At 68.4% G+C, this 23,787-nt stretch carries 23 protein-coding genes; 15 read left to right on the top strand and 8 right to left on the bottom strand.

What is annotated here, in order from left to right:
- Positions 1 to 66: 66 nt before the first annotated feature.
- The gene (locus ACULPM_RS00560) at positions 67 to 1,302 is read right to left on the bottom strand and encodes an iron-containing alcohol dehydrogenase (protein WP_167930120.1); all 1,236 of its coding nucleotides are present in this window, start codon (positions 1,300 to 1,302) and stop codon (positions 67 to 69) included.
- 155 nt (positions 1,303 to 1,457) lie between these two features.
- Between ACULPM_RS00560 and ACULPM_RS00555 the strand changes: the two genes are divergently transcribed.
- Positions 1,458 to 1,661, top strand: coding sequence for a hypothetical protein (locus ACULPM_RS00555; protein ID WP_167930119.1), 204 nt, complete (start codon positions 1,458 to 1,460; stop codon positions 1,659 to 1,661).
- A 54-nt stretch (positions 1,662 to 1,715) separates the two neighbouring features.
- Here ACULPM_RS00555 and ACULPM_RS00550 read toward each other — a convergent pair whose 3' ends face one another.
- Together ACULPM_RS00550 and ACULPM_RS00545 are read right to left on the bottom strand one after the other, a co-directional pair.
- Positions 1,716 to 2,801 (bottom strand): GNAT family N-acetyltransferase, encoded by a 1,086-nt coding sequence (locus tag ACULPM_RS00550; RefSeq protein ID WP_206109009.1) that lies wholly within the window; start codon positions 2,799 to 2,801, stop codon positions 1,716 to 1,718.
- 125 nt (positions 2,802 to 2,926) lie between these two features.
- On the bottom strand, positions 2,927 to 4,165 hold the full coding sequence (locus ACULPM_RS00545; protein ID WP_445330877.1) for an IS1096 element passenger TnpR family protein: 1,239 nt from the start codon (positions 4,163 to 4,165) through the stop codon (positions 2,927 to 2,929).
- Positions 4,166 to 4,474: 309 nt separating this feature from the next.
- On the opposite strand from ACULPM_RS00545, the gene ACULPM_RS00540 reads away from it, so the two are divergent.
- Entirely contained in the window at positions 4,475 to 4,810 is a 336-nt protein-coding gene (locus tag ACULPM_RS00540) for a metal-sensing transcriptional repressor (protein WP_445330876.1), read from the top strand.
- 43 nt (positions 4,811 to 4,853) lie between these two features.
- Positions 4,854 to 7,445: a heavy metal translocating P-type ATPase gene (locus ACULPM_RS00535; protein WP_445330875.1), complete on the top strand. Its 2,592-nt coding sequence runs from the start codon at positions 4,854 to 4,856 to the stop codon at positions 7,443 to 7,445.
- Between the two features lie 255 nt (positions 7,446 to 7,700).
- On the opposite strand, the gene ACULPM_RS00530 is transcribed toward ACULPM_RS00535, so the two are convergent.
- Positions 7,701 to 8,342 carry a TetR family transcriptional regulator gene (locus tag ACULPM_RS00530; RefSeq protein ID WP_167930115.1) on the bottom strand — a complete coding sequence of 214 codons (642 nt, stop codon included), beginning with the start codon at positions 8,340 to 8,342 and terminating at the stop codon, positions 7,701 to 7,703.
- Positions 8,343 to 8,534: 192 nt separating this feature from the next.
- Here ACULPM_RS00530 and ACULPM_RS00525 point away from each other — a divergent pair, with 192 nt between their 5' ends.
- The 7 genes from ACULPM_RS00525 to ACULPM_RS00495 all read left to right on the top strand — a co-directional run bounded on the left by ACULPM_RS00525 (position 8,535) and on the right by ACULPM_RS00495 (position 14,867).
- Positions 8,535 to 9,104 (top strand): flavin reductase family protein, encoded by a 570-nt coding sequence (locus tag ACULPM_RS00525; protein ID WP_167930114.1) that lies wholly within the window; start codon positions 8,535 to 8,537, stop codon positions 9,102 to 9,104.
- Between the two features lie 64 nt (positions 9,105 to 9,168).
- Positions 9,169 to 10,539, top strand: a complete 1,371-nt coding sequence (locus ACULPM_RS00520; protein ID WP_445330874.1) for a cyclophilin-like fold protein — start codon at positions 9,169 to 9,171, stop codon at positions 10,537 to 10,539.
- 112 nt (positions 10,540 to 10,651) lie between these two features.
- Positions 10,652 to 11,296 carry a flavodoxin gene (locus ACULPM_RS00515; RefSeq protein ID WP_445330873.1) on the top strand — a complete coding sequence of 215 codons (645 nt, stop codon included), beginning with the start codon at positions 10,652 to 10,654 and terminating at the stop codon, positions 11,294 to 11,296.
- Between the two features lie 10 nt (positions 11,297 to 11,306).
- Complete coding sequence (locus ACULPM_RS00510) at positions 11,307 to 11,843, top strand: flavodoxin family protein (RefSeq protein WP_167930112.1); 537 nt, start codon at positions 11,307 to 11,309, stop codon at positions 11,841 to 11,843.
- A 163-nt stretch (positions 11,844 to 12,006) separates the two neighbouring features.
- Positions 12,007 to 13,350 (top strand): ATP-binding protein, encoded by a 1,344-nt coding sequence (locus ACULPM_RS00505; protein ID WP_167930111.1) that lies wholly within the window; start codon positions 12,007 to 12,009, stop codon positions 13,348 to 13,350.
- Between the two features lie 126 nt (positions 13,351 to 13,476).
- Positions 13,477 to 14,352 carry an EamA family transporter gene (locus ACULPM_RS00500; RefSeq protein ID WP_167930110.1) on the top strand — a complete coding sequence of 292 codons (876 nt, stop codon included), beginning with the start codon at positions 13,477 to 13,479 and terminating at the stop codon, positions 14,350 to 14,352.
- A gap of 125 nt (positions 14,353 to 14,477) precedes the next feature.
- A complete protein-coding gene (locus ACULPM_RS00495; protein ID WP_167930109.1) occupies positions 14,478 to 14,867 on the top strand; it encodes a MarR family transcriptional regulator in 390 nt (129 codons plus the stop codon).
- Between the two features lie 63 nt (positions 14,868 to 14,930).
- Here the strand turns inward: ACULPM_RS00495 and ACULPM_RS00490 are convergent, their stop codons facing one another.
- Positions 14,931 to 15,824 (bottom strand): LysR family transcriptional regulator, encoded by an 894-nt coding sequence (locus ACULPM_RS00490; protein ID WP_445330872.1) that lies wholly within the window; start codon positions 15,822 to 15,824, stop codon positions 14,931 to 14,933.
- 127 nt (positions 15,825 to 15,951) lie between these two features.
- On the opposite strand from ACULPM_RS00490, the gene ACULPM_RS00485 reads away from it, so the two are divergent.
- From ACULPM_RS00485 to ACULPM_RS00470, 4 genes are all read left to right on the top strand, one after another.
- Positions 15,952 to 16,311 (top strand): cyclophilin-like fold protein, encoded by a 360-nt coding sequence (locus ACULPM_RS00485; RefSeq protein WP_167930107.1) that lies wholly within the window; start codon positions 15,952 to 15,954, stop codon positions 16,309 to 16,311.
- Between the two features lie 21 nt (positions 16,312 to 16,332).
- Positions 16,333 to 17,058 (top strand): carboxymuconolactone decarboxylase family protein, encoded by a 726-nt coding sequence (locus ACULPM_RS00480; protein WP_445330871.1) that lies wholly within the window; start codon positions 16,333 to 16,335, stop codon positions 17,056 to 17,058.
- Positions 17,059 to 17,103: 45 nt separating this feature from the next.
- Positions 17,104 to 17,523, top strand: coding sequence for a cupin domain-containing protein (locus ACULPM_RS00475; RefSeq protein WP_445330870.1), 420 nt, complete (start codon positions 17,104 to 17,106; stop codon positions 17,521 to 17,523).
- A 148-nt stretch (positions 17,524 to 17,671) separates the two neighbouring features.
- Positions 17,672 to 18,688 carry an aldo/keto reductase gene (locus ACULPM_RS00470; RefSeq protein ID WP_445330869.1) on the top strand — a complete coding sequence of 339 codons (1,017 nt, stop codon included), beginning with the start codon at positions 17,672 to 17,674 and terminating at the stop codon, positions 18,686 to 18,688.
- Positions 18,689 to 18,801: 113 nt separating this feature from the next.
- Here ACULPM_RS00470 and ACULPM_RS00465 read toward each other — a convergent pair whose 3' ends face one another.
- Positions 18,802 to 19,230, bottom strand: coding sequence for a type II toxin-antitoxin system VapC family toxin (locus tag ACULPM_RS00465; protein WP_167930104.1), 429 nt, complete (start codon positions 19,228 to 19,230; stop codon positions 18,802 to 18,804).
- On the bottom strand, positions 19,220 to 19,519 hold the full coding sequence (locus ACULPM_RS00460) for a type II toxin-antitoxin system RelB/DinJ family antitoxin (RefSeq protein ID WP_167930103.1): 300 nt from the start codon (positions 19,517 to 19,519) through the stop codon (positions 19,220 to 19,222). Before ACULPM_RS00460 ends, ACULPM_RS00465 begins: the two co-directional genes overlap by 11 nt.
- 350 nt (positions 19,520 to 19,869) lie before the next feature.
- Between ACULPM_RS00460 and ligA the strand changes: the two genes are divergently transcribed.
- Complete coding sequence (gene ligA, locus ACULPM_RS00455; protein WP_445330868.1) at positions 19,870 to 22,032, top strand: NAD-dependent DNA ligase LigA; 2,163 nt, start codon at positions 19,870 to 19,872, stop codon at positions 22,030 to 22,032.
- A 278-nt stretch (positions 22,033 to 22,310) separates the two neighbouring features.
- On the opposite strand, the gene ACULPM_RS00450 is transcribed toward ligA, so the two are convergent.
- Positions 22,311 to 23,747, bottom strand: a complete 1,437-nt coding sequence (locus tag ACULPM_RS00450; protein WP_445330867.1) for an IS3 family transposase — start codon at positions 23,745 to 23,747, stop codon at positions 22,311 to 22,313.
- Positions 23,748 to 23,787 lie beyond the last annotated feature (40 nt).

Raw genomic sequence — 23,787 nt, 5'->3', positions numbered from 1 at the left:
AGCCATGGAAAAGGCCCTCCGCCCCATTTGCCGGGACGGAGGGCCGCCATGCGTCGTCCTTCTCGCCTACAGCGCGGACTCGTAGATCTGCCGCGCATCTTCCATCGTCAGGCGTCTGAACTCGCCGAAGACGGGCCCCTTGTTCTTCTCCAGGGTCTCGAGGAGCGCCGGAATCTGCCCTCTCGTGACGCCGAGCTCCGAGAGCGTCCTCGGCATGCCGAGGGAGACGAAGAAGCCCTGCAGCTCGTCGATCGTCGCGCCCACGGCGTCGGCGACGGCCTCCTCGGCCGTCACGTCCACGGCGTCCTCGGCGGGGTCGACGGGCTCGATCCCAAAGACGTCGCGGCCGAACGAGAGGAAGCGGTCCGGGTTCTCGCGCCACACGTGGCGCATCCAGGCGGGCACGATGACGGCGAGCCCGGCGCCGTGCGTGATGCGCGCGTCGTGGGCGGAGAGCTCGTGCTCGAGGGCGTGGCTCTCCCAGCCTCCCGCGCGGCCGCCGGCGACGGCGTTCCTGCCGAGGCCGGCGATGTCGTTGTGCGCGAGCATGCCCGCCCACATGATGTTGGCGCGGGCGTCGTAGTCAGCGGGGTCGGCGAGGGCGCGCGGCGCCTCCTCCACGAGCGAGCGCACAATCGCGCACGCGATGCCGTCGGTCACCGGGACCGGCCCCGCCGAGGAGAAGTACCGCTCGATGACGTGGGCGATCATGTCCGTGACCCCGGCGGCCGTCTGGTAGGAGGGGAGGGTGAAGGTGAGCTCGGGGTCCATGACGGAGACGGCGGGGCGATGGAGCTCGCTCGAGAGCCCGCGCTTGAGGCGCAGCTCGTCGTTGGTGATGACGCAGCTCGCCGAGGCCTCGGAGCCGGCGGCGGGGATGGTGAGGACGCAGGCGACGGGAGGCTTGCCCTCGGCGACGGGCTCGGCTGCCCTCGAGAAGAGGTCCCAGACGTCGCCCTGGTAGGGGACGCCGAGCGCGATTGCCTTGGCGGTGTCGATGACCGACCCGCCGCCGACGGCGAGGATGACGTCCGCCCCGATGTCGCGGGCTCGCTCGACGCCCGCGCGCACGAGGCCGACCTCGGGGTTGGGCCGGACGCCGGAGAGCTCCTCGTGGGCGATCCCCTCCGCGTCGAGCGCGGCGAGCACCCTGCCGAGCGTCCCGGTGCGCACGACCGAGCCCTGGCCGTAGACCACGAGCGCGCGGTGCCTGCCGAGTGCCGTGAGCTCCGCGCCCACGCGGTCGGTGACGCCCCGGCCAAAGACGAACTTGGTGGGGCAGAGGAACGTGAAGTCGTTCATGGCGGTCCTTTCGACGGAATGTCGAGAAGAGCTTAGCGCTTGCGCCCCGCTCCCGCCGAGCTTGCCGTCTCCTGCCGCGCGGCTTACGCGCGCGTTACGCGGCACGTCTATCGTAAGGGCAGCATTGGGGTTGCCGCAGGAGGAGGCTGAGGGGCATGGCTGAGGCATTGCTTGGCAGGAACGCATCGTACCTGCGAAGGCTCGGCGCGCTTGCGGCCCTTCTCTGTGGCGCCGGGGCGGCGCTGGGGCTCGGGCTGCTCCTTCTCTCGCCCTCCGCCGACGCGCTCGCCGCCACCGCCGCGAGCGCCCTCGTCGCGGGATGCGGCGCCGCGCTGAGCCGCGCGGAGCGGGGCGCCTGACCCCCCGCCGTTCTTCTCGCCGTTCTTCTCGCCGGCCTCTCGAGGGGGCGTCGCCTAGGAGAGAAGCTCGCGGACGACCCCGCGCGTGACCTCGTAGACCTCGGGCACCTTGGAGGCGCGGGGGCCCGCCACGTTGAGCGTCAGCTCTCGGCCGATGCCCTCGAGCCACGTCCGCGCCCGCGCAACCTCACCCGGACCCTCGATCACGAGCACGGGGCGCCCGTACGCGCGGGCGAAGTCGACCGTGGCCTCGGTGCCGCTCTTGGGCTCGAGGCCGCCCGGGGACACGATGAGGGTCGCATGGGAGTCGCGGACGTTCCACGCCGTGCGCTGGATGTACCCGGCGCTCGGCGTCTCCCTGAGCTCGGGGTAGGGGCCGAGCAGGCCGGGGGCCTCGGGGAGGTCCTCCGCGAGGCCGCCCGCCGGGCACCAGCCGCACAGGGCGACGCCCATCTCGCGGGCGGCGTCGAGCGCGCCGCGGTCCGCCCCGGTCTGGCCTCCCGAGCGGACGAGGGCCACCAGTGACAGGTTCCCCACGATGTCGTGCTTCTCGGCCTGCTGCTCGTCGATGAGGCCGCGGTGCGCGTGGCGCATGTGGGCCCAGCGGTCACGGCTGAGCACGTTGACGTGGGCACGCGCCGCGTCGCCGAGGCGCGGCCGGGGCAGCGACTCGATGACGCGGTCGGGGATGAAGCCGAGCTTCTCCTGCACGCGCCGGCTCTGCTCGTTGCCCTCGTAGTAGCTCGCCCAGACCGCATCGAGGCGCAGGTCTAGGAAGGCGTGCTCGAGCAGGGCCGCAGCCGCCTCGGGCACGATGCCCTGCCCCCAGAGGGGCCGGCCGACCCAGTAGCCCAGCTCCGCCTCCCGGCTCGACCGCGCGAGGTCGGATGCCGCGCCAAGCATGAGGGCGATCGCGCCCACGGGCAGGTCCCCCGCGCGTCGCTTGAGCACGATGGCGTAGCTCTCCGGCATGGCGAGCACCTCGCGGATCACCCGGCGGCTCTCCTCGACGCTCTCGTGCGCGGCCCATCCGGCGCGCGGGCCCACGTCGGGGTCGCGCGCGTAGCGGAAGAGCGCGTCGGCGTCGGACTCCCTCCAGGGCCGCAGGGTCAGGCGCGTGGTCTCGAGGTGCTGTGTCATGGCTGCCTCCAATCGGCTCACCACAGCATCGCACATCCGCCGCCCCTCGTGCCCGCAGAGTTGGCCGTTCGGCGCGTGAGCGCTCCCCGGCGAGGGCGGGATCTCGGGCCGAGGGCGGGGTCGCCTTAGGCGGCCGGGTCAGGGGACGGGGGCTCGCCCCTCGCGTCGAGGCGCTCCTGCCAGCGCGCGCGGTGCTCCTCGAAGCCCATGAGCCTCCTTCGCGCGCCCGGGAGTTCGAAGGGCTCGAAGCCTCGCTCTCCCGCATCCGCGAGCGCCTTGAGCTGGCTCGGCTCGTCCCGGAGGAGGCCCTCCGTGAACTCGACGAGCTCGTCGGCGCTGCGCATCCAGTCGCCGGGAGCGTCGCCGATGCCGTCGAGCAGCTGGGGGCCCGCCGCGGCGAGGCCGTCCGCGACGTCGAGGACCTCGATATCGTGGCGCCATAGGCCCCCGAGCCCATAGCAGTACGTCACCGTTCCCCACGCGCGGGCGAGCAGGTCGCCCAGCCGCGTCTCCGAGGCGTCCTCGTGCAGGAACGCGTGGCGGCGCGACTCCACCCTCGGGACCTCGCCGAGGACCTCGGGCTCCCCGATGAGGTGGTTCTTCCCCCCGTGCCTGAGCTCGAACCCGAAGGGGCGCGTGTCGAGCCAGCAGAAGCAGCGCTGTATCACGATGTGCAGGTCGAGGAAGGTGAGGCCCGCCGGTACGAGAATCTTCCTCCAGCACGTGAAGCTCCTGCCGTAGGGCCCGCCGGCCACGAGGGGCAGGCGGACCATGAGGAGGAAGGCCCTCTCGTCGCCCGTCGCGCGATGGTAGGACGCGGGCGGATCGGCAAGCATGGTCGGGTCTGGGGGCGCGGGCGATTCCGCGACAGGCCTGCCTGAGAGGGCGCGGGCGATCTCGTCCATCGTGAGGGGGCCGGCGCCGTCGACGATCTCGTGCGCGAGGAGCTCGGGTTCCGCGTCCCGTATGTCGTCGAGGCTCGCCCCGATGTGCGGCCCCAGGGCGAGCTGCAGAAACTTGAGAATCCCCCGTGCCTCCCGCATGCCCTCCCCGGTGAGGGAGACGTTCGCCTCGTCGGGGAGGCGGTGGATGAGGCCGCATTCCGCGAGGCGCTGGAGCGAGCCGAACGCGTGGGTGCGCGGCGACACGATGGTGTCGAAGCAAGAGAGCTCGTAGTCGGGATTCAGATAGAGCAGAACGAGGGTGAAGATGTCACCCAGGCGGGCGTTCAGCGTATCGGACCTGCGGCCATGTGCGGATTCGGACGTTCGGTCGTACCCAGGGCCGCGCCCGCGGCCACACTCGAGGCCGTATCCGTAGCCGCTTCCGAAGTCGAGGTCGAAGTCGTCGTAGTTGCGGTACATCGTAGCTCCCTTCTCCCGTGGGAGACGAGCCTAGCAGCCCTGGTCGCGGCGTTGTCTGCCCGCCTGCTGACCGGTCGCTGACGGCGCAGGTGGCGGGGCCGGCCCGGCCTGCGGCGAGCCGGGCGCAATCGGCGGGCGGCGTCCTTCTCGCCCCGGGCGTATGGAGGCGGGGCGTCGGCCTCGCCACGGGCGTCGGATTCGCGACGATTCGCCACCAATCGCCAATCTGCCGTTTGACAGGTACCCCCATGGGGTATAGAGTGCATCGAGACGGAAACCCCGAGGGGGTATCTGACAGGGAGGGAAGCCATGACCGAGGGAAGCGTCGATAAGGACGTCGACCAGCGCGCCTGCCCGCACTGCGGCGAGCTCAAGCACACGCCGCGCTCGCCGGAGCTCAAGGCGAGCGTCACGCGGCGCATCAACCGTGCCGTCGGGCAGCTGAACGGCATCCGGGCGATGGTTGAGGAGGACCGCTACTGCGGAGACGTCCTCACGCAGCTCGCGGCGGTGGAGTCCGCGGTGAAGGCCATCTCGCGCGAGGTCATGCGCGACCACCTGGAGACCTGCGTCGTCGAGCACATCCAGGCCGGCGACACCGAGGTCACAGACGAGGTCATGGACCTCTTCAAGAAGTTCATGTGATGCGTGCAAAAGTGACTGTCCCCTTTGCACGCTGGGAGGTGCGATGAGAGAGACCTTTGACATAACGGGCATGACCTGCGCGGCGTGCTCGTCACGCGTGCAGAGGGCGGCGGGCGAGGTGCCCGGCGTCGCCTGCGCCAACGTGAACCTGCTCAAGAACTCGATGGAGCTCGACTACGACGGCTCGCCCGAGACGGCGGCGGCTGTGGTGGAGGCCATCGAGAAGTCCGGCTACGGCGCCGCCCGTCGCGCGCGATCGGGCGAGAAGGGCCGCGGCTCCGCACCCGCCGAGCGCCCCGGCGCGGCCGCCGAGAGGGCCATCCGCGAGAAGCGCAACCAGCTGATAGTCTCCGCGGTCTTCTCGGTCCCGCTCTTCTACGTGGCCATGGGCCCGATGTTCGGCTGGCCGCAGCCGCCCGCGCTCGCGGGGGAGACCGACCTCGTGGCGCTCGGCCTCACGCAGCTCCTGCTCTGCGCGCCGATCCTCTTTGTGAACCGTCACTACTTCATCACCGGCTTCAAGACGCTGGCACACCGCGCGCCCAACATGGACTCGCTCATCGCGCTGGGCTCGTCCGCGTCCGCCGTCTGGAGCGTCGCGCAGCTCTACCGCATGGCGTGGGCTGCGGGCGCGGGCGACGTGGCCACGCTGCACGACGCCGCGCACAGCCTCTACTTTGACTCCGCCGGCATGATCCTCACCCTCATCACGCTGGGCAAGTTCTTCGAGGCCCGCGCCAAGGGCCGCACCACGGACGCCATCACCGCCCTCATGGACCTGGCTCCCAAGACAGCCACGGTCGTGCGCGACGGCGAGGAGGTCGAGGTCCCCACCGAGGACGTGCAGGTGGGGGAGCGCGTGATCGTGCGCGCCGGCGAGTCCGTCCCGGTGGACGGCGTGGTGGTGGAGGGCGCGGCCGCCGTGGACGAGTCCGCCATCACCGGCGAGAGCGTGCCCGTCGAGAAGGGCGTGGGCGACCGCGTCACCGGCGCCACGGTCTCCACGCGCGGCTGGTTTGCGATGGAGGCTCGCGCCGTCGGCGACGACACCACGCTCGCGGGCATCATCCGCCTCGTCGACGAGGCCACGAGCTCCAAGGCCCCGATCGAGCGCATGGCGGACAAGATCGCCGGCGTCTTCGTGCCCGTGGTCATCGCCATCGCCGCGGTGACGTTCGTGGCGTGGCTCGCGCTCGCGGGCGACGTTGCCACGGCGCTCACGCACGCCATCTCGATCCTCGTGATCTCCTGCCCGTGCGCGCTCGGCCTGGCCACGCCCACGGCCATCATGGTGGGCACGGGCCGCGGCGCCGCCAACGGCATCCTGATCAAGTCCGCCGAGGCGCTCGAGACCGCCTGCAACGTGGACGCCGTCGTGCTGGACAAGACCGGCACCGTGACGGCGGGCGAGCCGCGTGTGACCGACGTCCTTCTCGCCCCGGGCGTGCCCGAGGCGGAGCTGCTGCGCGTGGCCGCGGCGATCGAGCGCAAGAGCGAGCACCCGCTGGCCGGCGCCATCTGCTCCTATGCCGACGAGAAGGGCCCGGATGCCGAGAAGGGCGCCCGCGTCGAGAGGTTTGAGCAGGTGGCGGGCGGCGGTCTCTCCGCGACGGTGGACGGCGCTCCGGCGCTCGCCGGCAACGCGCGCCTCATGGCCGCGCGCGGAGTGGGGCTCGGCGAGCTCGAGGCGGCGGCCGCGACGCTCGCGGACGACGGCAAGACCCCGCTGTTCTTCTCGCTTGCCGGTCGTGCGCTGGGCATGATCGCCGTGGCCGACCCCGTCAAGCCCACGAGCACCCCCGCCATCGCGCGGCTGCGCGCGATGGGTGCCCGCACGGTGCTGCTCACCGGCGACCAGGAGCGCACCGCGGCCGCCGTGGCGCGCCGGGTGGGCGTGGACGAGGTCATCGCCGGGGTGCTGCCCGCGCAGAAGGAGGCCAAGGTTCGCGAGCTCCAGGAGGCGGGGCGCACCGTTGCCATGGTCGGCGACGGCATCAACGACGCGCCGGCGCTTGCCCGCGCCGACGTGGGCATCGCCATCGGTGCCGGCACGGACGTGGCCATCTCCTCGGCCGACGTGGTGCTCATGCACTCCGACCCGGCCGACGTGGCCACCGCCATGGAGCTCTCCCGCGCCACGATGAGAAACATCAAGCAGAACCTCTTCTGGGCGCTCTTCTACAACGCCATCTGCATCCCCGTGGCGGCGGGCGTGCTCTCGCCCTGGGGCGTGACGCTCAACCCGATGATCGGCGCGGCCGCCATGGGCTTCAGCTCCGTCTTCGTGGTGAGCAACGCCCTGCGCCTGCGCACCTGGAAGCCGAGCGAGCGCCCGGCGTCCGAGGCAACCCCGGCCGCTGACGTGGCCGTGTCCGTTGAGAGCGTCGCAGGCGCGCCCGCGCCCGCGACCGAGAGAAGGGAACCAACCATGACCAAGACCCTGAACGTCACCGGCATGATGTGCCAGCACTGCGTCGCGCACGTGAAGAAGGCGCTCGAGGGCGTCGACGGCGTGAGCGCTGTGGACGTGAACCTCGAGGCCGGCACCGCTACCGTCGAGGCCGCCGACTCCGTGGCCGACGACGCGCTCGTGGCAGCCGTCGTCGAGGCGGGCTACGAGGCCGCCGTCGCATAGTCGCGAGCCAGGGGCCCGGCGAGAAGAGCCCGGCGAGAAGATCCTGGCGAGAAGAACGTCGCGAGAAGTACGTCCCCGCCCCAAGAACGACAGGGGCGGGGACGCTCTGTGTCCCCCTCGCGCCTGGGTGAGCCCCGCCCTCCCTTGCGTTCGAGTGACGCGTTTTGAACGGATGGGCCGCCCTGAGGGCCCCCGTCTGTTCGAAATCAGTCACTCAGGCGGCGGGGTGCCCCGGGAGTCGCCGGAATCGCGCGCTTACCCCGCGTAGTGCGCGAGGCACATCCCGATGAAGTCGCACATCTCGGCGCGGAAGTCGACCTGGCGCCGCTCCCTGCCGATGGACTCGAGCGCCTGTGCAACGAGCGGGTTGCGCCAGCATCCGCTGACGAGCCCGACGGCATGATAGTAGATGGCCAAAAGCAGGGGCTCGACGCTCTCCGCCCTGATGTCGAGGATGCGGGGGAGGCGCTCCTCCATGGGGCTGACGTGCGCGTAGTACCCGCTCTTGAAGCGGGCGAGGCGCTCCACCGTCACGTTGGTCTCGATGATCGTGGTGAGCAGGTCGCCCAGTCGGAAGTACTCCTGATGGGCGTTGGCGATTCCGGCCCAGACCTCGGCCACGACGTCGGGCGCGAGGCCACAGCCCTCGGGGAGCGCGGCGAGAAGGGCCTCGAAGTAGCTGGCGCACTCGTCGCCGGCGAGGAGCAGGAAGATCTCCTCCTTGGTGGTCACGTACTTGTAGAGGTTGGCGCGCGACCAGCCCAGCTCGTCGGCGATCGTGGTGAGGGTGATCTCATGATAGGGGTGCGTCTGGAACTGGCTGCGGGCGGCCCCCTTGATCTCCTCGAGGCGCTGCTCCTTCTGCTCGGCGCTGCGCGCCCGTATGAAATCGGCCATGGAACCCTCCGCGTGTCTCCTTCTGCCTAGTATAGCGTCCTCCTCGGAAAAATTTCCCGAATCTCATCTAACCCCTTTACAAGATACGTGACGTCACGTAACCTATAAGCGGCGCGCAAATAGGGGACAGGTTTTTTCTCTCAGGAAAGATGGGACAGGTCTCGACCGAGCCTGCCTCTCGGAAGGAGAGCCATGAAGAGGAACATCGGGTCCAAGCCCGCGCTCTATCCCGCGCCCGTGATCGTGGTGGGCGCCATGAACGGCGACGAGCCCACCTGGACGCTCGTGGCGCACACGGGCATCCCCAGTCACAGCAAGATCATGGTGAGCCTCGCCGGCGCTCACTTCATCAACGAGCACATCAAGCAGGCCGGCGTGCTCTCCGTGAACGTGGTCGACGGGTCCTGGCTCGATCGTGCGGACTTCTGCGGCAGCGTGAGCGGCGCGCGCCAGAGCAAGGCTGACGTCTTCGCCTGGACCGCGGGCGAGGCCGGCGCCCCGCTCATCGACGATGCCAAGCTCTCCATGGAGTGCCGCGTGGAGGACGTCTACGAGATCGACCACTTCGAGAACTTCATCTGTTCGATCGCGGGCACCTACGCGGACGACTCCATCGTGACCGAGGACGGCAAGGTGGACGTGGTGGCGCTCAGACCCGTGCTCTTTGAGATGCCTACCTACGCCTACCTGGCCGCGGGCGAGAAGATCGCCGACTGCCTGAGCCTTGCCAAGGCGCGCAAGGCGAAGGACGTCATGGACTAGCCCGAACTGGCGAGAAGGACCTCGAGCCTGCGGTCCTTCTCGCCAAGGGAGGACGGAGAAGAACATGCTGACGAGAAGAACGTTCGTGAACGCGTTGGCCGCGACCGCGGCAACGGCGGCGCTCGCGGGCTGCGGGGCGACGGGGAATGCGCCCGAGGCGGCCTCGCCAGAGCCCGACGAGCCCCCGGCACCTGCGACCCCTGCGGCGACGCCCGTCTACTTCACGCGCGAGATCTCGCCGGATGGCCTGCGCCGGGCCTTCGACGCCCTGGGCTTCTCGCCCGCGGGCAACGTGGCCGTGAAGCTCTCCACGGGCGAGCCGGGCGGGCACAACTTCCTCTCGCCGGACCTCATCGGCGGCCTGGTGCAAGACCTGGGCGCCACGATCGTGGAATGCAACACGGCCTATGGCGGGGCGCGCGGCACCACGGAGAGCCACCTTCAAGCAGCCGCCGACCACGGCTTTACCGCCATCGCTGACGTGGACATCATGGACGCCGACGGCTCGATGAGCCTGCCCGTCGCGGGCGGGACGCACCTCGCGGAGGACCTCGTGGGCGCGCACCTGGCGAACTACGACTCCGTGGTCTCGCTCGTGCACTTCAAGGGCCATGCGATGGGCGGCTTTGGTGGTGCCATCAAGAACTGCTCGATCGGCATCGCCAGCCGCGAGGGCAAGATGCTCATCCACAGTGCGGGTGCCTCGACCACGAGCTGGGGCAGCCCCGCGCAGGACGACTTCCTGGAGTCCATGGCCGAGGCGGCCAAGGCCGTGAGCGACCACTTTGGCGGCGTGGGCGGTGCGATGGCGTACGTCAACGTGATGAACCGCCTCTCGGTGGACTGCGACTGCGATTCTCATCCCGCCGAGCCCGAGATGGCCGACATCGGCATCCTGGCGTCGCTGGACCCGGTGGCGCTCGACCGCGCCTGCGTTGACCTCGTGTACGCGGCTGGGGACGGTGCGGCGCTCGTGGAGCGCATCGAGAGCAGGAATGGCGCCCACACGCTCGACCACGCGGAGGTCATCGGCCTTGGTACTCAGACCTACAACCTGGTTGATCTGGACGTCGAAACGACCGAGGAGGAGACCATGACCATCAACGTGACCTGCGCGGGCGCAACGGTGACCTACGAGCTCAACGGCTCCGCGGCGGTTCGAGCACTCTACGAGCAGCTGCCGCTGACCTGTGACGTCGAGCCTTTCGGCAGCAACGAGCAGACCTTCTACCCGCCCGAGGAGCTCGATTGCTCGGACGCCCCGCTCGCCGAGGGTGGAGCCGGCGTGCTTGCCTACTATGAGCCGTGGGGTGACGTCGTGATGTTCTACGACGACTTCTCCGGCAACGGCAGCCTCTTCGAGCTGGGGCATGCCACGGCGGGTGCGGAGAACGTTGCGGGCATGTCCGGTGCGATCACGGTGACACGCGCGTAGTGCGGTCAGGATTAACGTACAAAATCAGACCTTACCGAAATTCTTTCCTGCCGATATATGAAATGAAATCGGATTCTGTATGTTAATCGAGTGGATTGGAATGAGGGGAATCATGCTGACAAGAAGGAACTTCCTGACCATAGCCGCCGCGGGTGCGACCGCGCTGCTCGCCGGGTGCGCATCGGACCCTGAGCCCGAGCCGCAGGCCCAGGACGAGCCGACGGTTAGCGACGAGCCCGCGGCCGACACCGGTGGCAACGCCGACGAAGAGGCGACGCCGGCAGGCTCGACCCTCGTCGCGTACTTCTCGGCGACGGGAAATACGGAGGGTGTGGCTACCGCAATAGCCGAGCGCCTAGGCGCGGATATCTTTGCCATTGAGGCGGCAGATCCCTACACAGATGAGGACCTCAACTACAACGACGACGCCTCCCGCACGAGCGTCGAGCGCGCGGACGGGACCAATCCCGAGCTCGCGCAGGTCACGCCCGACGGCTGGGCCGACTACGACACGGTCCTTCTCGGCTACCCGATTTGGTGGGGCGAGGCCGCCTGGCCCCTGCGCACCTTTGTGGCGGGCAACGACTTTGCCGATAAGACCGTGGTGCCGTTCTGCACCTCCGCCTCCTCGGGAATCGGCCGCTCGGGCGAGCTTCTGGCTGAGGCGGCGGGTGCCGGCGACTGGCTCGAGGGCGAGCGCTTCTCGTCCGGCGCCGGCGACGAGGCGGCTGACTGGGCGGCCGGCCTGGCGCTGTAGGGAGAAGATCATGAACATCGTCATTCTGCGGGGGAGCCCCAACCGCGACGGCTCCACTGCCATCCTCTGCGAGGAGTTCGCGCGTGGGGCGCGTCAGGCGGGGCACGCGGTCGAGCGCATCGACGTGGCGCAGGCGGACGTGAGGCCGTGCACGGGCTGCGTGGCCTGCGGCTACGGCGCGCGTCCGTGCGTCCAGCGCGACGGCATGGCCGCGATCCTGGAGAAGATCCTCGCGGCCGACGTGCTGGTCCTGGCGACGCCTTTGTACTATTACGGTATGTCGGCCCAGCTCAAGGCCGTGATCGACCGCTTCTGCTCCGAGAACTCCGCCATCACGGCACGGCGGCTGCGCTCCGTCCTTCTCGCTGTGGCGTGGAACGCTGACGGCTGGACCTTCGACGCCCTCGAGGCGCACTACGACACGCTGGTCCGCTACCTCGAACTGCGCGACTGCGGGCGCGTGTTCGGACGCGGCTGTGGCACGCCGTCCATGACGCGCGCCACGGACGCCCCGCGGCGCGCCTTCGAGCTGGGGCGCTCGCTGTAGATCAGCTGCGTAAACGATGAGATATGGCGAATACCGTTTTCGGTATCCGCCATTTTTTGGCTGATACCGATGTCGGTATCGACCATAATACGGTTGAAGCAGGCATCGGTATCCGCCAAAAAATTGTGTAAACCGATGCCGGTATCCGCCAGGAGGAGGGGTCATGTACCGCAATGCCATGGACAGGCTGAAAGCGTGGAAAAACGCGCCTACGCGCAAGCCGCTTATCGTTAACGGTGCGCGGCAGGTGGGCAAGACCTGGCTGGTGAGGGCCTTTGCGCAGGCCGAATTCGCCGCTCTCGCACATGTGGTGTTTCTTGATAACGAGGACATGAAGCGCGCCTTTGAGGGCAGTCTGGACGCCGATCGCCTTCTCATGCTCATTGGGGCGGAAACGGGCACGAATCCGCGCGATGGCAACACGCTCGTGTTTCTCGATGAAATCCAAGAATGTCCGCGCGCCATCACTGCGCTCAAGATGTTCTGCGAACAGCGTCCCGATGTTCCCGTTATCGCGGCGGGGTCTTTGCTGGGGGTGGCGCTCAACAGGCAGCGCGCGGAAGACGGCATGGGTACGTCGTGGCCAGTGGGTAAGGTTGAGTATCTTGATCTGCACCCGCTGACGTTCGATGAGTTCGTCCGCGAGATTGCCAACGAAAACCTCGCAGACATTACCCGCTCTGCCGAGTGCGACCTTGTCACGGCGTTTGCCGGACGACTTGAGGGACTTTTGCGCGAGTACCTGTATGTAGGTGGCATGCCAGAAGTTGTGCAGCGCTATAGCGACACGAAGGATTTCGCGCAGGCGCGAGCCGTTCAGAGGACGCTTCTTGCCGATTACGAGCACGACTTCTCAAAGCATGTGGTGAGCGCCCTTGATGTGGAGCACATTCGCCAGACGTGGCGATCGGTGCCGGTGCAGCTGGCACGCGAGAGCGACCTAAAGCGTTTTTCGTATGCCGCGATTCGCAATGGCGCGCGCGGCCGTGATTATCGTGATGCGGTGGCATGGCTGGTTGATGCGGGGCTGGTGACCAAGGTGCCGCGTGTCTCGAAGCCGGGGATTCCCCTCACGGGCTATGCCGACGAGACGTACTTTAAGCTGTACCTGCTCGATGTGGGACTCTTGGGTGCGGCGACCGGACTTACCTCACGCGCACTTGTGAAGGGGAATCGTCTCTTTACGGAATATAAGGGCGCCTACGCCGAGCAATTCGTTTGCCAGCAGCTCGTAGCCGAGGGGTTTGCGCCCTATTACTGGTCGGCCGACGGCAAACAGAAGAAGGGCGAGGTTGACTTCGTTGTCGAAGGGGCGGGAGGCCCGCTGCCCATCGAGGTGAAGGCGGGTGAGAACACTGCTGGCGGGAGCATCGCCTCGTTCGCGCGAACGTACGGTATCGAGCGTGCGGTGCGGTTCTCGCTTCTTGGATGGAAAGAGCGCGATTGGCTCACGAACGTGCCGCTCTACGCTGTGAATGGGTATCTGTCTTCCATATCGCGGGATTGATGGGGCATAGTCATGTCGACGGTGAGGCGCGGCAGGAGGTAGCCAGAGCATTAACACGCGCGTGGAAAAGAGACAGTCCCTTTTCCACGCGTTTCAACGGGATGGACTCGTTGGGGGAGGTGCGACATGTGGCTGCTGGCGGCGTGCGGTTCGGCGCTCTTTGCGGGCGCGACGGCGGTTCTCGCCAAGCTCGGCGTGCGCGAGACGGACTCCGATCTGGTGACGGCGCTGCGCACCTGCGTGGTGCTGGCCTTCTCCTGGCTCATGGTTCTCGTGGTGGGCTCGCAGGGCACGCTTGCGCAGGTCACGCCTCGCGCGGCGACGTTTCTCGTGCTCTCGGGGCTCGCAACCGGCGCGAGCTGGCTCTGCTACTTCCGGGCGCTCGCGCTCGCGGACGTGAGCCGCGTGGCGCCCATCGACAAGTCGAGCACGGCGCTCACCGTCCTTCTCGCCATCGCGCTCTTTGGTGAGACGGACGGGCTGCCGCTCAAGCTGGCGGGGACGGCGCTGCTTGCGGTCGGTGCGCTTCTCATGGCGGCGGGCGAGAAGGACGACGCGTGCCCCGAGGGCGCGCCGTGCGACCGGCGCTGGGCAGTCTTTGCCGTGCTCTCGGCCGTGTTTGCCGCGCTTACGTCGATTCTTGCCAAGGTGGGCGTCGAGGGCGTGGAGTCCAACCTCGCGACGGCGCTCAGGACGGGCGTGGTGCTCGTGATGGCGTGGGCGATCGTGCTCGCGCGCGGCAAGCAGCGCCAGCTCAGGGGCATCGACCGGCGCGAGGCCGCCTTCATCGCGCTCTCCGGCGTGGCCACGGGCGCGAGCTGGCTCTGCTACTACTACGCCATCCAGAACGGTCCCGTGAGCGTGGTCGTGCCCGTGGACAAGCTGAGCATCCTCGTGACGGTGGCCTTCTCGGCGCTGGTGCTACGCGAGCACCTGGGCCGCCGCGAGCTAGGCGGCCTTACGCTCCTGGTGGCGGGCACGCTCGCGATCGCCGCGGCGTGATTACATGGGGCGCGCTCCCGAGCCGAGCGTTCTTCTCGCCAGTCTACGGTTCCGACGTCAGCCCCCTGTAAGTCGCCGGCGAGAAGCGGACGTAATGTACACGTTTGCCCTGTTATCCAAAAACGGTGACGGGCCACGACGATTATGCGTCGAAAGGGTATTCGTTGCATAAGACAGTGCAACGAATATCCTTTCGTTGTGCGATTGACGCAACGAAAAAGAGGGTGTCATGCGAGGCGTACGAGGACGTAGCCACGAAGCCGCGCCTTGAGGTCCGCGAGAGCTCGCTTGTCGTGACACTGCCCTTTGTAGAGAAGGCGTCTGCTGGGCTACCTCCGGACGAGACTGCGGTGATGCGCGAATTGAGCCGCACGCCGCTCCTATCGAGAGGCAATATCGAGCGGAGAACCGGCTTCAGTAAGGATAAGACGGTGCGGATTCTGAACAACCTTGCGCTTCGCGGGCTGGTAGCAAAGGAGGGCGTCGGCCGAAGCAGGAGGTATCGCAGGGCCTAGATGCGTGTGATGCGCATGGCTCTTTGACGTGTCGCCTGGGATCTGATAAGTCGGCCTCGGTATTCAATGGAAGGTGCTCTCGTGGATGAGCCCCAGGAACCGTCGTGCGGCGTCTCCGAGGGGGACGTCGCGCTTCCAGGCAAGGTCGATGACCGAGACGAGCGGCGGGAAGAGCAGGCGGAACTCCAATCCCGTGCCTGGGCCAACCGTCGTGAGCCCGTCGAAGGAGACCATACGGCCCACACCCTCGCGCACGAGCAGCGCGCCGTTGTAGGAGAGGTTGTACGTCGCCGCGATGTTGACCTCGCCGGCGCGCTCGCCAAACCACGTGGCGAGAAGCCCGGTGAGCTTGTCGCCCTTGGCGTGACGCTCCGGAACGACGAGCGGCGCGTCGAGAAGGTCGGCGGGGCCCACGGCCTCGCGCGCGACCAGGGGGTCGTCGTCGCGCATGAGCACGCCCCAGGCATCGGTGGGGGAGAGGCGCAGGTGGGCGTAGCGGTCAACGTCGGGGTAGCTCATGAGCACGGAGAAGTCGTCGACGCCGTGCTCCAGGCGCTCGATGAGGTCCGGCGCGTTGCCGCTGTGCAGGTGGAAGCGCACGCCGGGGTACTTCTCGCGAAAGTCGCGCACGTGGCGGGCGATCACGCGCAGGCCCTCCGACTCGCCGGCGCCGATGAAGACGTCGCCCTCCACGATGTCCTCTCCGTGCGCGAGGTCCGAGGTGGTCTGGTCCGCGAGGCCGACGATCTCCTGTGCGCGACGCCGCAGGTAGAGGCCCTTCTCGGTGGGCGTGACGCTGCGGCTGTGGCGCTCGAGGAGCGGGGTGCCGAGCTCGCGCTCCAGTGCGGCGATCTGCCGGGAGAGCGCTGGCTGCGTTACGTGCAGGGCCTCGGCGGCGCGCGACATCGTGCCGTGCTCGCAGACGGCGAGGAAGTAGCGAAGGGTCCGGAGTTCCATGCGCGCTCCCATGAAAGTATGGAATATCACGATATGCGATATAAGCAATTGTAGCCCATCCTCCCACGATGGAGAATGTGCAAAAGGGACAGGCACTTTTGCACGCTTTTGCACGCGGGAGGCGGATGTGAGGGTTGAGCTGCGGATAGGCGAGGTTGCGGTGCTGGTGGAGCTGAACGGGTCCGCGGCCGCCTGCGCGCTCGCAGAGAGGCTCCCGTCGGTGATATCCATGAGCGTCTCGAGCGTGGGGTGCTGCGGGCAGCTGGGCTTCTCGCTGCCGTGCGATGCGGCTGACGTCCATTCCGGCTGGTCCGACGGCGACCTCAACTACAAGCCCGAGGGCGACTGGCTCGCGCTCTTCTTTGACGACGAGAAGAACTCCGCGCGTTACGGCGGGCAGGTCACGCTGGGGCACGTCGACGGGCCGCTCGATGTGCTGCGGGGCCTTTCGGGAACCCACGACGTCCGCATCGAGCTGAGCAAATAGCTGGTTGAGAGAGGAGAAACGATGTCACTATCTGCAGGCATGACCGAGTTCGAGGGGACCGACCCGGAGTTCGCGGAGCGCTTCGCGTACTTCGCGGGCGAGGTGGTCCCCGGCGAGCCCACGGCCGAGCTCCCGGCGCGCGATCGCTACCTCGCGATTCTGGCGGCGCTTCTCGGCTGCCAGGGCGCAGAGCAGTTCCGCGTCACGCTGGCCGAGGCGCTCGACGCCGAGGCCGTGACCCCCGTCGAGGCCCGCGAGGTCGTCTACCAGGGCACGGCATACCTCGGCATCGGTCGGACCCGCCCGTTCTTCTCGGCCATGAACGAGGTGTTTGCCGAGAGGGGCGTGGAGCTCCCGCTGCCCGCGCAGGGCACCACGACGCTCGAGACGCGTGGCGCCGCGGGCAACCAGAAGCAGGTCGACTACTTCGGAGAGCACATGCGCGAGAACTGGAAGACCGGCGCCTCCGAGCGCGCTAGCGTGAACCGGTGGCTCGCAGAGAACTGCTTTGGCGACTACTACACGCGTGGCGGCCTCTCCGACCTCGACCGCGAGATGGCCACGTTCTGCCATCTCGTGGCGCAGGGCGGCTGCGAGCCGCAGGCCACCGCGCACGCCGGGGCAAACCTCAACCTCGGGCGCACGAAGGACTTCCTCTACCGCGTGGTCATGCAGATCCTGCCCTACATCGGCTACCCGCGCAGCCTGAATGCCCTTACCTGCATCGACAACGCCGTGCAAAAGTGACAGGAACTTTTGCACGCCCTGCACATCGAGCAAAGGAGAAGAGCCATGAGCGAGAAGAACGACTTCACCCCCATGTTCGGCCTGGGCAGCCCCAATGACGGCTACGCCCAGTACTTCATCGGCAACTCGTATCTGAACCCACTGACGAGCGCCGCGGAGTGTGGCGTCGGGCTCGCCAACGTGACCTTCGAGCCGGGCTGTCGCAACAACTGGCACGTCCACCACGCCAACAAGGGCGGTGGGCAGATCCTCGTCTGCACGGACGGCCGCGGCTGGTATCAGGAGTGGGGGAAGGGCCCGCAGGAGCTCACGCCCGGCACCGTCGTGGTTATCCCCGAGGGTGTGAAGCACTGGCACGGCGCTGCGCGTGACAGCTGGTTCTCCCACATCGCCTTCGAGGCACCGGGCGAGAACTGCACGAACGAGTGGCTCGAGCCCGTCACGGACGACCAGTACCCGGCGTAGCCCCACTTTGGGGACGTGTTACTTCTCGCAGAGTTTTTGGGACAGGCCTTCACCCACACGTAGGAGGATGGCTCGCTCCAAGGCTCGCCCGATAACCTGTCCCAAATTGTCTGTAAGAAAAAACACGTCCCCAATTGGAGGTGCAGACATGAATTACACGACGCTCGGACACTCTGGCATTCGGATTCCGCGGCTCTGCATCGGTGGCATGAGCTTCGGCGCGCCCTCGGCGGACTTCCACCAGTGGACGATCGGCCCTAACGAGACGCGCGCCGTGATCGCCCGCGCGCTTGAGCTGGGCGTGAACTTCATCGACACGGCCAACTGCTACGCGCACGGCACGAGCGAGGAGTACATCGGCGCCGCCCTGCGCGAGCTGGGCGTGCCGCGCGACCAGGTGGTCCTTGCCAGCAAGGTCTTCTTCAACGAGGGCGGACTCTCGCGCGAGGCGATCAACCGCGAGATCGACGGCACGCTCGCGCGCCTGGGAACGGACTACCTGGACCTCTACATCATCCACCGCTTCGACTACGAGACGCCCATCGAGGAGACCATGGAGGCCCTCGACGCCCTCGTGCGCGCGGGCAAGGTCCGTGCGCTCGGCGCGAGCGCGATGTACGCCTACCAGCTCCACAACATGCAGGTCGCGGCCGTTCAGAACGGCTGGACGCCGTTCACGAGCATGCAGTGCCACTACAACCTGCTCTACCGCGAGGACGAGCGCGAGATGATCCCCGTGTGCCGCCAGTTCAATATGGCGCTCACGCCGTACAGTCCGCTCGCCTCGGGACACCTGTGCCGCCCAACGTGGGACTCCGCGTCCAAGCGCTCGACGACCGACGCCACGATGCGCAACAAGTACGACGCCGACCGCGAGCGTGACATGCCCATCGTCGCGCGCGTAGCCGAGCTGGCCGAGAAGCACGGCGTGCCCATGTCGCGCATCGCGCTCGCCTGGCACTGGGCGCGCGGCGTGGAGGCGCCCATCGTTGGCTGTTCGTCGCCGGCGCGCGTGGACGACGCGGTGGCGGCGCTCGGCGTGAAGCTCACGTCAGAGGAGGTCGCCTACCTTGAGGAGCCCTACACCGCGCACGAGCTCGTGGGCCCGTCGGCTCGTCCCGGGGAGAAGCCCCTCGCGGGCACCACGAACCCCAACGCAAAGTAGGGCAAAAGGGACTGTTCCCTCTGGCTCAAAAGGGGACTGCCCCCCTTGACCCATAACCTGTACCAAATTATCTGCAAGAAAAAACACGTCCCCAATTGGCGGGTTGCGTCGGCTCAGCTCCGCGATGCCCCGACCAGCTCCAGGAACTCGCCTGCGGATACGCGGGGTATCGGCGAGCTCGTGAAGGCCCGCTCGTCGCGTGAGATGATGTAGCTTGCGCCCCATGCCTCGGCGAGGGCGCGGATGATGCCGTCCTCGAAGTCCGGCTCGTCCGAGGCGAGGGCCCTTCGGCAGACTTCCGCCGTCGGCGCTGCGACGTCAAAGGCGTCGAGGAAGAAGGCGAGCCACCCGCGGCGCTGCTCCTCCGTCATGAAGCGGCGCGAGACGTAGTACACGTCGTTCAGCGACGTCGCGGAGACGGTGCACAGGACGTCGCCACTTTCCGAGAGCCTCATGAGCTCACAGGCGGCGTCTCCGTCGGGACGCCGCTCAAGCATGTTGTCGAGCAGGATGTTCGTATCAAGGAACAGCTTATATGTCACGGTTTGACAGCTCCTCTTTCAGGCCCTCGGGCGTGAGGTTCTCAAGAAACTCGCAGCGGGGTGTGGCGGCTCGCAGCTCGTAGTAGCGCCGCATGAGCGGGCTCTCCTCCATCTCGGCGTCCTCGTCATGTACGGGCTCAACCGCGCGCGGCACCTCGCCGGTGCGCGCGATGTTCTCCCACACGATGCGGATGACCTCCGAGGCCGTGAGTCCCGCGCGGCGGATGTAGAAGTCCGCTCGCTCCTTGCACTCCTCGCTCACCCTGCCCGCAACCAGTACCGAGGCCATTGCCCTTCCCCTCATCAGCAAACCGTTATCTGTTAACAGTATACACATGGGTTCTCACCCCCCCTTCTCTCGAGGTTGGTGGGGCAAGGATAGCCAGTTCTCAGCTGGGTTGTCTGACGGTTCGCATACCGTTCACTGACGGGGCTGGTAGGGCGTCCGCCAGGGGTCGGGAGGCGGCAGTCCTTTTCCGCGGGCGGTCGGCTGCGGCCGGCGAGCGTCGTGGGCAACGACCCGTCGGTTCTTCTCGCCGTCTTTTCGCTTCCGACGTTTCCGCGTGGCATCGCCCGCCTTCTGGCCCATGCGCTACCATTGATGCCCGAGAAACCCGGTGCCCGCAGGAGGGAACGCGCATGGCAGACGAGAAGAACGTGCAGGTCCAGACGTCGCTCTTTGGAGATGACGCCCCGATGGGGCAGCCCCAGGCCGCGGCGCCGGCGACGACCCCGCGCGCCCGCCACGCCGAGCTCAACCGCATCCTCGCGCACGCCGCCTACGCCTACTACGCGCTCGACGACCCCGAGATGACCGACGCCGAGTTCGACCGGCAGCTTCAGGAGCTCCTTGCCCTTGAGAGGGCCCATCCCGAGCTCGTCACGCCCGAGTCCTACACGCAGCGCGTGGGCGGCTACGTCTCCGAGCAGTTTGAGCCCGTGACGCACGCCGCGCGCATGTACTCGATGGATGACGCGATGGACCTCGCTGAGCTGGACGAGTGGCTCGCGCGCACGGACGAGGCCCTCGGCGCCACGCCGGAGCATCCGGTCGCCTATACCTGCGAGCTCAAGATCGACGGCCTCGGCGTCGCGCTCACCTACCGGGACGCCCAGTTCGTCCGCGCCGCCACGCGCGGTGACGGCACGACGGGGGAGAACGTCACGGCCAACGTCCTCACGATCGGCGACATCCCGCGCTCGCTCGCGCCCGCTGGCCTGGCGCGCCTCGCGGACGGCGGCCTCGGCCGCTCCGTCGAGGTCCGCGGCGAGGTCTACATGCCGCGCCACAGCTTCCAGCGCCTGAACGAGGACGCCGACGCCGCCGGCACGGCGCCCTTCGCCAACCCGAGAAACGCCGCCGCAGGCAGCCTTCGCCAGAAGGACCCCAAGGTCACGGCCCATCGCGACCTCGAGACCTTCATCTACGCCGTTGCCGACGAGGCGCCCATCGACGTCCACACCCAGCACGACTTCCTCCAGTGGCTCATCGACTGCGGCTTCTCCGTGAACCCGCACTTCAAGCGCTGCACCTCCGCCGCCGAGGTCCATGCGTACTGCGAGCGTGCCCTCGCGCACCGAGACGACCTCGACTACGACATCGACGGCGTGGTCGTGAAGGTGGACTCCTTCGCGCAGCAGGAGGCGCTCGGCTTCACGGCGCGCGCCCCGCGCTGGGCCATCGCGTTCAAGTTCCCGCCGGAGGAGAAGCGCACCGTCCTGCGCGAGATCCGCGTGCAGGTGGGGCGCACCGGCGTCCTCACGCCCGTGGCCGAGTTCGACCCCGTGACCGTTGCCGGCTCCACGATCGCCCGCGCCACGCTCCACAACGTGGACGAGATCGCCCGCAAGAACGTCCGCGTGGGGGACACGATCGTGGTCCACAAGGCCGGCGACGTCATCCCCGAGGTCGTGGGTCCCGTGCTGGAGCTGCGCCCCGAGGGCGCGCCCGAGTTCCACATGCCCGAGACCTGCCCCTCCTGCGGCAGCCCCGTCGTGCGCGAGGAGGGCGAGGTCGCCTATCGCTGCGTCTCCATCGACTGCCCCGCGCAGGCAACCGAGCGCCTCATCCACTGGGGCAGCCGCACGGCCATGGATATCGACGGCCTCGGCGACGAGATCGTCTCCCGCATGGTGGAGCAGGGGCTTCTCGCCGACGTGGCCGACTTCTACGACAGGCTCACCGAGGAGGCGCTCGCCGAAGTCTGGACCGGCCGACAGGCCGTGGACGGCTCGGACATCGTGGTCGGCCCCGTGATCGCGGCCAAGATCATGGCGCAGGTCGTGGAGTCAAAGGGCCGCGGCCTCGCGCGTGTCCTCTTTGGCCTGGGCATCCGCCACGTGGGCGCCACCGTGGCGCGCCAGCTCGCGGGGCACTTCGGGAGCATGCAGGCGCTCGCCGCCGCCACCGAGGAGGACATCGCCCAGGTGGACGGCATCGGCCCCAAGATCGCCGCCAGCGTGCGCGAGTTCTTCTCCATCGAGAAGAACGTGGCCGTGGTGGAGCGCCTGCGCGAGGCGGGCGTGGTGCTGGAGGAGGAGCGCCGCGAGCCCGAGCGCCCGCAGACGCTCGCGGGACTCACCTTCGTGCTCACGGGAACGCTCGAGCGCCGCACGCGCGACGAGGCCAAGGCGGCATTGCAGGCCCTCGGCGCCAAGGTCACGGGCTCGGTCTCAAAGAAGACCAGCTATGTGGTGGCGGGGGAGGCCGCCGGCTCCAAGCTCACCAAGGCCCAGTCCCTCGGGGTGCCCGTGCTCGACGAGGCCGCCCTCGACCGCATCCTCGAGACCGGCGAGGTGTGACGCCGCCGGAGAGCCGTCTTCGAAGAGGCGGCCACGGGATCTCCGACCATCGCGCTGTCGTGCGGCGCCGTTGTCCCTCTCGTGTGTTGCCGAATGTGGGGTCATGGCAATCTCCGCCTTGCGGACGCTGTCGTTTTGGGGGTTATGGCAGCTGCGGCTGGGCGCCAACTGGTCGTTCTTCTCGGCATGTTGCGTGATTTGGGGTTATGGCAGGACGAGCATTGCCATAACCCCAAATTCGTTGACGCCGAGGGGGTCCGGACGTTTCCTTGGACGGCCTAGGCCGCGAGCCCCAGCCGCCCCCTTCTCCCCGCGATCGTGTCGTACACGGTCCGCCCGCCCTCGACGAACGACTTGAGCCGCCCCTCCTGGTACCAGCGGACGTACCCCGAAAGCGCCCCCATGAACTCCTCCGCCGTCCAGCCCGACCAGTCGCGCCCGCGGAAGAACTCGACCTTCAGCCTGCCGAAGAAGCCCTCCGCGGCGGCGTTGTCGGGCGAGTGGCCCCTGCGCGACATGGACCGCGCGACGCCGTTGGCCTCGCACCACGCCACCCAGTCGGGCGTGCGGTAGTGCCAGCCCCGGTCGGAGTGTATCACGCAGCCCAGCCGCAGCCGCCCCGCCGCGCCCCCGAGCATCTCGGCGACGAGCGCCTTGGAGGGGCCCAGGCCCACGGCGAAGGACACGACGCCGCCGTCGAAGAGGTCCACGAGCGGGGAGAGGTAGACCCTCCTGGGGTCGTCGGGGAGCCTGAGCTCGGTGATGTCGGTGACCATGACCTCGCCGGGCGCGCCCGCCGAGAAGTCGTGCAGGTCGCGGGACTCGTCGACCAGCAGCAGGTTCGGGGCGGAGCGCAGCCCCTCCTCGCCCGCGTAGGAGCTGTAGGCGCGCGGCTCGCGGGACGAGGAGCGGGCGGAGAGCCCCTCCTCGCGCATGACGCGGCGCACCACCTTCTCCGAGACGGCCACGGGCCGCGCCGGGTCGAGCGAGGCGGCCCCGCGGGCGCGCTGGGGCCCGCCCTCGCCGGAGCGCAGCGCGGCCCACACGCGCTCGGCGCCGTAGGTGCCGCCGGACGCCTCGAACTCGGCGCGGACGAGCGGCCTGAGGGCGGCGTAGGGGTCGGGGCGCCCCGCGAGCGAGGGCCGGTGGTAGTAGGTGCTCCTGGGCAGGGAGAGCGCCGCGAGGACGCGCGGGAGGCCGAAGCGGGGCCTCAGCGACTCAGCCAGCGCCGCCCTCTCCGCCGCCGTCAGGGCGGACAGGTCGGCGCCTGGGTCTTTTTTTGGTATCTCGATCGTGCCCGCCAGGATGGCGTTCTCGAGCTCCAGCTCCTCGCAGCGGGCCCTCAGGGCCCCGAGCTCCGAGGGGGGCTCGGCGGGCGCGGGCCCCGCCGCCCTCGCGTCGTCGTCGGTCATCAGCGCCAGCGCCCCCTCCTCGCGGATCCTCCGCGCCCAGTGCCTCACCGCCGAGGGGGATACGCCCGCCTCGGCGGCGAGGGCCGCGGCCCGCTCGCCGGCCTCGTAGCGCGCGGCGAGCTCGGCCTTCCTGCCGTTGGGCAAGTATACGGCCTCCTTGCGCCCCGCCAGGGCCGCGCCCGGCGACGAGGCCCACCTGCAGAGCGTCGAGGCCGAGACCCCGGCCACCCTGGCGGCCTCGCACACGGAGCCCACCTCCGACAGGACGTAGAGCGCCCACTCCCGCTCCTCTCGCGAGTACATCCGGACCTCCCTCGGGACACCGAAGTGTCCAATTATTTGT

The organism is Thermophilibacter sp. ZX-H3 (assembly GCF_052599055.1).
This window is presented reverse-complemented; position numbering and strand designations above follow the sequence as displayed.

Bases quoted from the DNA above. Each gene is read 5' to 3' on its own strand.
- ACULPM_RS00460 (WP_167930103.1), bottom strand. From the start codon at position 19,519: ATGGCCTCGGTACTGGTTGCGGGCAGGGTGAGCGAGGAGTGCAAGGAG.
- ACULPM_RS00550 (WP_206109009.1), bottom strand. From the start codon at position 2,801: ATGACACAGCACCTCGAGACCACGCGCCTGACCCTGCGGCCCTGGAGG.
- ACULPM_RS00500 (WP_167930110.1), top strand. From the start codon at position 13,477: ATGTGGCTGCTGGCGGCGTGCGGTTCGGCGCTCTTTGCGGGCGCGACG.
- ACULPM_RS00505 (WP_167930111.1), top strand. From the start codon at position 12,007: ATGTACCGCAATGCCATGGACAGGCTGAAAGCGTGGAAAAACGCGCCT.
- ACULPM_RS00490 (WP_445330872.1), bottom strand. From the start codon at position 15,824: ATGGAACTCCGGACCCTTCGCTACTTCCTCGCCGTCTGCGAGCACGGC.
- ACULPM_RS00545 (WP_445330877.1), bottom strand. From the start codon at position 4,165: ATGTACCGCAACTACGACGACTTCGACCTCGACTTCGGAAGCGGCTAC.
- ACULPM_RS00510 (WP_167930112.1), top strand. From the start codon at position 11,307: ATGAACATCGTCATTCTGCGGGGGAGCCCCAACCGCGACGGCTCCACT.
- ACULPM_RS00535 (WP_445330875.1), top strand. From the start codon at position 4,854: ATGAGAGAGACCTTTGACATAACGGGCATGACCTGCGCGGCGTGCTCG.
- ACULPM_RS00555 (WP_167930119.1), top strand. From the start codon at position 1,458: ATGGCTGAGGCATTGCTTGGCAGGAACGCATCGTACCTGCGAAGGCTC.
- ACULPM_RS00520 (WP_445330874.1), top strand. From the start codon at position 9,169: ATGCTGACGAGAAGAACGTTCGTGAACGCGTTGGCCGCGACCGCGGCA.
- ACULPM_RS00470 (WP_445330869.1), top strand. From the start codon at position 17,672: ATGAATTACACGACGCTCGGACACTCTGGCATTCGGATTCCGCGGCTC.
- ACULPM_RS00450 (WP_445330867.1), bottom strand. From the start codon at position 23,747: ATGTACTCGCGAGAGGAGCGGGAGTGGGCGCTCTACGTCCTGTCGGAG.
- ACULPM_RS00560 (WP_167930120.1), bottom strand. From the start codon at position 1,302: ATGAACGACTTCACGTTCCTCTGCCCCACCAAGTTCGTCTTTGGCCGG.
- ACULPM_RS00480 (WP_445330871.1), top strand. From the start codon at position 16,333: ATGTCACTATCTGCAGGCATGACCGAGTTCGAGGGGACCGACCCGGAG.
- ligA (WP_445330868.1), top strand. From the start codon at position 19,870: ATGGCAGACGAGAAGAACGTGCAGGTCCAGACGTCGCTCTTTGGAGAT.
- ACULPM_RS00540 (WP_445330876.1), top strand. From the start codon at position 4,475: ATGACCGAGGGAAGCGTCGATAAGGACGTCGACCAGCGCGCCTGCCCG.
- ACULPM_RS00475 (WP_445330870.1), top strand. From the start codon at position 17,104: ATGAGCGAGAAGAACGACTTCACCCCCATGTTCGGCCTGGGCAGCCCC.
- ACULPM_RS00530 (WP_167930115.1), bottom strand. From the start codon at position 8,342: ATGGCCGATTTCATACGGGCGCGCAGCGCCGAGCAGAAGGAGCAGCGC.
- ACULPM_RS00525 (WP_167930114.1), top strand. From the start codon at position 8,535: ATGAAGAGGAACATCGGGTCCAAGCCCGCGCTCTATCCCGCGCCCGTG.
- ACULPM_RS00515 (WP_445330873.1), top strand. From the start codon at position 10,652: ATGCTGACAAGAAGGAACTTCCTGACCATAGCCGCCGCGGGTGCGACC.